We start from the raw sequence: 7,086 nt of genomic DNA on the forward strand, positions 1-7,086 counted from the left end.
TACACGTACTGACACACTCTTTCCCTACACGACGCTCTTCCGATCTGGCGGCGGTCAGCTCCTTGGGCTGCACCTGTTCCAGCTTTTCCGCATTGACAGCAAATTCCGGGTACTGTTCAGCGGCGGCGCGGGCGGCAATGAGTTTCTTCCGCACATCACCGGAGAGATATTCGTCCGCCGTCTGCCAGCCCTTGTACCAATTCGTACCGCCGCCCTCAATGTCAAAGGGGCCGGTGTTGGGGTCCTTGAAAATGACGCCCTTCAAATCCTCCACGATCTGCGGTATCTTGTCCCCGCCGCCCATGAGAGAGGCCATGTAGCCCAGGTCAACACAGGCCCGCTCCGCAATGGAGACAGCCAGGGCCTCCGCCGCTGTATCCACGCTGGTGACGGGCTGGTGGTGCTGGATGGTTCGCTTGGTGAACATATCTGCCTTACGGATCAGCTCACCCTTGTCGTTCAGAACCTCCAACGAACACAGCAGCGGATAGGAGGAATCCTTTCGGAATGCAAGCCGGTTTCCGGTGCTGCTCAACAGACCATATTTCTTGGTGAATTGGTCATAGAGCTGGTTGAGATTGGCCTGCTCCGCCTGGATTTCGCTGTCCTTCGCTCCATGCAGTTGCAGATCAATGAGCTTCCGGGCACTGTCCCGGATGGCGATCATGCCCTTGACGCGCTCGGTGGGCACTTTGCCCAGCTCTACCTGGTTCATGCGGGAGTTCTCGCGGAAGTACAGTTTTCCATGGGACAGGGCAAAGCTGAAATTGCGTACAGTGGGGTCAGCGGGGATGGATTCGATCTCCTTGCCGTTCTCCTGCTCCGGCGGGGTCACTTCCAGCAGCTCCCGGTTAGGCGGGGTAATGTGCTGGACAGCCTCGGCAAGCTGCTGGGTGAGGTCCGCTCCCTCAATGGGCAGGCAGGCCGTCTCCGTCTCGTTGCCGTACATATTCTTCCAGAACGACATTTTGCCCAGCACCATCTCCGGGTGGTCCAGGAAATAGCGGTTCAGGGGTACGCCATCCGCCGTCAGGCCGCTCTCCACCCACTCCGGCAGCTTCTCCGGAGCGCGGTCACGCTTCTGGAAAAAGAGAATATCCGTGGTGACTTCGGTGCCAGCGTTGGCCTTGAAAGCGTTGTTAGGCAGGCGAATCGCCCCCAGCAGGTCGGCCTTTTGCGCCAGAGCCTCCCGGACCTTGCTGTTTTTCTTGTCCAGGGTGCCCTTGGTGGTGACAAAGGCCACAATGCCGCCGGGACGCACCTTGTCCAGCGTCTTGGTGATGAAGTAGTCGTGAATGAGTAGATTCTGCCGGTCATAGCGGCGGTCGTGGAGCTTGTACTCCCCGAAGGGCACATTGCCCACAGCCAGATCAAAGTAGTTGTCTGGGTGGTCGGTGTTCTCAAAGCCGTCAATGGCAATATCCGCTTTCTGGTATAGCTGCTTGGCGATCCGCCCGGTCAGATCATCCAGCTCCACGCCGTGGAGCTTGGCGTCCGTCATGCTCTCTGGCAGGAGGCCGAAGAAGTTGCCAATACCCATGGACGGCTCCAGCACGGTCCCCGGCTGGTAGTTCATGTTCTCCACCGCCTGATAGATAGCCTTGATAACGGTGGGGCTGGTATAGTGGGCGTTGACCGTGGTAGTCCGGGCGGAGGTGTATTCCTCCGGGGTCAGCAGCTCGTTCAGTTCGGCGTATTCCCTGGCCCATTTCTCGTTGTCGGGGTCAAACGCCTGGGCAAGACCGCCCCAGCCCACATAGCGGGAGAGAATTTCCTGTTCCTCCGGCGTAGCAAGGCGGCTCTCCGCCTCGATCTGCTTCAAGGTACGGATAGCCGCCACATTGTACTGATATTTGGTTTTGTCGCCGCCTACGCCCAGGTTATCATCGGTGATGTGAAAATTGTGCTTTTCCGGGCCGAAGTGCATTTCTTGAAAGACAACCTCAAAAGCCCCTGTGTCCACGCGCCCCACCACTTTGGTAGTGATGGGTGCAGGCGGCGGAGTGAGCTTGCCGCCGTCCAGTTCTACACGCTCAGGCTCCGGGGGAAGGTCATGTTTCAGCCGGACAAGCTCGTCAAAGTCCAAGGCCGTCAGTTCATTGTCGATCAGTTCCCGCAGGCTGTCATAGCTGCGCTTCTCCACGCATACATCGTCCACAAGCTGGCTGACGCTGAAATCCAGCAGATTGACCTCCACCTGGATTTCGTGCTTCTCATCCTCGGTGGTGGTATAGGCGATACCGATATGCTCCGGGTTGGAGAAGTCCACTTCCTCAACCTGGTACTCATCGGCGCAAAAGTCGCTGATAAGCTGCTTTGCGGTTTCCAGATCGTCAGCCTCGGCGCGGTCCTGTTCCTCCAATGAGCCGGAGGTAAGGGCCTCCATTTCACGCTGAATGTTGGCTTCAAAATCGCGGTCTTGCTGTTCCTCTACAAACTGCCGCACATAGGGCACAGGCTGGACAGAAAACATAGGCATATAGCCTTTTATCTCCATATCCAGCAGCATGACTTCGCCCCTGGTATAGTCCACGCTGTCAATTTTCATGCGGTGGCCGTCAACAGTCAGTTCCATACCGATGGGGATATAGTCGGCGGCATCCCGCTCCTTGATGATCTCATAGGGGGCATCCGGACCGCGTTCGGGGTCAGGCCGGGCCAGTACGACACTTTTTCCATGTTCCAGCAGGTCCTTCAAAGTAGCCTGCCACGCGAGATTGCTCCCGGTAACAGGTGTGACGCCAAGACCGGGAATATCCCGCACCGGCAGTTTGGTTCCAAGGGCAGGTGCCGCTTCTTCGGCATCCTTGCCGTAGAACAGCATATAATCCCCCACCTGGACGCCGATGAGCTTATCCGGGTGCTGGACTTTCAGATTCAGATATTCCTCGACATTCGGGGTGAGATCAGGTTCAGCGGCGGCAGTATCAGCCATTCCCGCCTGCTCCGGCGTACCCGCGCCGGTAGGTTCTGATGCGGCTCCCGGCTCCGGGGGTATCTCTGCACCGGCCTCTGCCTGTTCTGTCTCCAAAATGTCCACGGCGGGCGGCTCATGGGAAAAGCCATCCAATTCCTGCTGCCAGAGGGTACGGTAAATGGCCGCTACTTCCTCCCAGGTCCGAAAGCCAGCGTACAACTGGTGGCTCACATGAAGCCCTTTGTCATCTGCGGAGTATTTTGCAACGACATTCCCCGGAACATCCACAGAACCAGATCGGCCGGAGAGCATTTCTGAAATGCGTCCGGCAATTTGGGCATTGCCCTCACCGGACCGGAACCATCGTGATATGGCGTCTCGCTCACCGGAGGTCAAAAGATGCGCCGTCAAAACCTCCCTGGTATCATCATGGATGCGGCTGGTGTCAGTGGACAGGAAATCAGAGACAGCGAGATTGCGGGGGTCCTGCCGCAGAAGGTACTCAAAGCGTGTAACCGTTAGGGTGGTCATGAGCGGTGGCACGGTGGTCTTATCTATAAGTTCTATCTCAGATGGGGTGATGCCACTGATCTCAAAGAAGCGGTTGTTCGAGTATACCGTATCGCCTATCTGGTAGGCAGGGTCCAGAAGTTTGGGGTCAAGCATATTACCGCCGTTTTCCGGCTGCTCCAAATCACCCTCCCCGGTGGATTCCGTCTCCGTCTCGTGCGTGATGGGTGTTCCCGTCCTGGCTACCGTCAATTCCGGTTCCCATTGGTCCATAGAGAGTGTTTTCCGAACCCACTCAGGAGCGTCCGGGGTATCGGCATAGCGTTCTGTCGCTCGTTTCGGAGCGGAAGGGGCCCAAGCATAATTCCGCTCCAAAATGTCCTCAATCAGCCATTCGCTGAACTTGGGTAGCGTGTGGAGTGCCTTCATAATGTCAGGATACTCACCAGCCGCCTTTTCCACATAGTAGGACAGATCATCAGTCAGTGCCGCTACGGCCTCATCATAGTCTGTTTTGGGGTCGCACAGATAGGGATAAATGTCACATTTTTTGATTGTCCTATCGAGTAAATCCAGGGCTTTTCTGTAAAGTCTAACTGGACTGACGGCATTTGTTTGTTCTGGTGTACCTATGTTGGTGGGGGCTAGTTCTGTCTCCGATTCCGAACGTTCCATAGCGGACGGCTCATGAAGGAAGCCGTCTAATTCCTGCTGATAGAGGGCGCGAAGGACTGTTGCCACCATATCCCATTTCATAGATACCCACGTTCTAAATTTGTCGTGGATTTTGACCGTAAAGTGGGCCTTTGTGGCAGAGTAGTCCGCCTGATCGCTGGTCATCAAGGTTATGGTTTCATCAGTACCCGCATAGGTATCCGCCATATACTTGGCAATTTTCAGATTATCCGCGCCCGCTTGAATATACCCGGCAATAACCGCCTTGTCCCGTAGCTTCAGCAAACCACCGGCACCAACCAGAGCCTCCCGCAAATCGTCATTTACTTCCGGCAGATAAGAGGAAATGTAACCACTAATGCTTTGGTTGCGCTGGTCCAGCAAAAGTGCCTGCACGAAAGCGTTCGTGTCCATAGGTTCATAAATTAGCTCGCTTTGCGCTGTGTCTCTCAGCAACACTCCAGATTTCCCAATCTCTGCAATAGCAAAAACCTTATCGCCTATATATACCGTGTCACCCGTCTGACAGGCAGGGGCCAGCAGATCGCGGGGGGCGGATAATTCTGGTCCCGGCGTGGCTGTCTCCGGTAGCATAGCTGCGCCGGGGTCCACCGCCCTGCCGTCCTGATCGAAAGTCAGGCGGACATCCTCGCCATCTCGGACTATGACGGCCTCCCGCTTATGGTAGTTCTGCTGACTGATATTTTTGAACCATTGCTGGGTGAATCGGTTCAGACTGCTCCGCAGCTTCGGCCTCCATTTACCGGGTTCGGGATAGACTTCATCATTTCGCCGGGGAAAACCATCCTGCCGGAAGGACAGCGATTCCAGAGTACCTTTCTCCCGGTCCACCCGGAAGGTCATTTCCGGGTCGTACATGGTATCACCGTTCTGCTGGAAGGTGTGGCTAACGGCGATCACGTCCGTGTCAATCCATTCCAGGTGGAGGGGCATCATGCCCGGCCCGGATTCCATACACAGATAGCGGTATTCGCCGCTGGCGATCTCCGGGAACAGCTTTTCAAATTTGCGGTAGTTCAGTTCCGGTCTGGACCGTCCGGGCTTTTTCGCGGCGGCGTATGTGGCTGACACCGCTTTAGCGAGTTCTGCCCGTAATCTGGCGATCAGATTCTCAACCGCATCCCTCACCGCCGCCGCAAAGCTGAATGTGACTTCGCCGTTATCGTGGACAAACTTTGCGTGTTCAATCCCCGCGTCCGCCATGAGACGTTCCAGCAGGGGGGCCTCTTCCGCCGTCAACGTGGCTTGATAGTTGGGAACAGTGACTTCAACCGCCCCGGCCTGCATTTCCGCCTCATAGCGGTCAATGTCCTCCGCTGTCAGCCATTCCGGTTTCTCCGGGACAGTATCGTACAGTTCCCGCATTTTAGCGATCTGCGCCTCTATGCCGCCCTCCGACAAATGCTTTCCATGACGCTGGCCAGCACCGAGAAAGTATTCACAGTCGGATTTCAAGCGGCTCAACTGCCGGTACTCAAATTCAAAATTGTAGGGAACGCTGTCAAGCTCCTGCTGGGGCTGGGAGAGCATGGGATAGGTTTCGTCTATGACCTCCCGATGCAGCCGGTTGTGAAAGGCGGTGTGGTCAGAGTACAAGCGGAGAAACGTCATATCATCAGCGAGGGTCCGTGCCGCCCGCTCGACTGCCGCCCTACCTTCCAGATAGGCGCTCTCCCGGTCAGAATTGGCGCAGGCATTTTGATATGCCACATCATTCAGCACCAGATTTTTGACAATGGGCATATAATGATCGTGCAGTTCCCGAACAGTCGGTTTGCCTTCTAAGCTGCTTTCCGGTGCGGGAGCTTCTGGGGCTTCCTTCGCCGGGGTGTTTATGGCCTGCATCATGTGGGCCATGTGCTGTTTTTGGTTCGGGTCATAGAGCGTGATCGTAACAGCGTGTGTATCCCGGAGTTTTCCCAGGAGCTGGTCGTTTAGGTTCCGGGTGGGGAAATCGCATACTGCCACACGTTCAGCATCCATGAAGCGGGTGGACAGAGGGAGGTTCAACAGTGAGGCGGCAGTTTTCGCGTCCTCACCATACATTTCGTAGAAGTCCCCCATCTGATACAACACAATGCTGTCCGGGTAGGCTTCCTTGACAGCGGCATAACTGTCAAAGTAATCTGCTCCCTTTGTTTGCTCCTGCTCCGGCGCTTGAGGCGGCACAGAGAATACCGGCGTATCCTGGGTGGCAGATACGCTCATTTCCGTGGTCATGGCGATTTTCCGAATCTGCGCTTTGACTACCTCCGGCATATCCGGGTCATAGAAGGTAACTGTACGATCCGGGGCAATATGGGCCACCGTCTTATAGTCGCCGTGTTCTTCTTCCAGACGGTTCCAGACCGTCAGGCCGTTGCCCATGTGCCCATAGCCCAGGTCATACCGCTGGGCGGCTTCCTTTTCCTCTGCGGCTATCCGCTGCTGTTTTTCTTGTTCCAGATCAGGAGAAAGAATCGTCTCCACCACCACAGGTTTCCGGGGTGTTGAAACAGGCGGCGGCAAGGGGGACGGCTCCGGCGCGGGGGTGCCAAAGAGATCAAAGGATAACTGCCCATCGTGATTTTCCCGCATATCCGGCTGCATTTTCTTTGCCAAGTCGCGGGCCGCAGCCGTAAGCTCCCCTTCGGGCGCGTCCGGGGTCTTGGGCGCAGTACGTCTCGCCCCTCTGCGGGCAGGCGGGGAACGTTTTGTGGTCTGCTTATTTTCCTCCGCCTGTGCCTGGGCGATATTCTCAATCTGTTCCTCTACCGTGGGGAACAGGGAGAACAGCGAAAGGTCCGGCTCCGCAGGGGCGAGCGGTTCCTCCGCAGACGCAGAAGCGGCGGGCTGTCCGCCCGCCGCTTGTTCATCCTCTGAATTTACTTGTAAACGATCTCCGCCAGGACCATTTCCTCCGCCTGCTCCGTGAAGCTGTTCACCGCCTGGACCCATCCCATCTGATCGCGGGCCTTCATCGC

1 protein-coding gene is annotated in these 7,086 nt (G+C 56.4%); it reads right to left on the minus strand.

Features of this window, described 5'->3' with window-relative positions; all coding sequences use genetic code 11:
• Window positions 1–6,987: 6,987 nt before the first annotated feature.
• Window positions 6,988–7,083, minus strand: coding sequence for a TnpV protein (locus tag QZ329_RS14275; RefSeq protein WP_295753676.1), 96 nt, complete (start codon window positions 7,081–7,083; stop codon window positions 6,988–6,990).
• Window positions 7,084–7,086 lie beyond the last annotated feature (3 nt).

The organism is uncultured Oscillibacter sp. (assembly GCF_910579365.1).
GTDB lineage: Bacteria > Bacillota > Clostridia > Oscillospirales > Oscillospiraceae > Oscillibacter.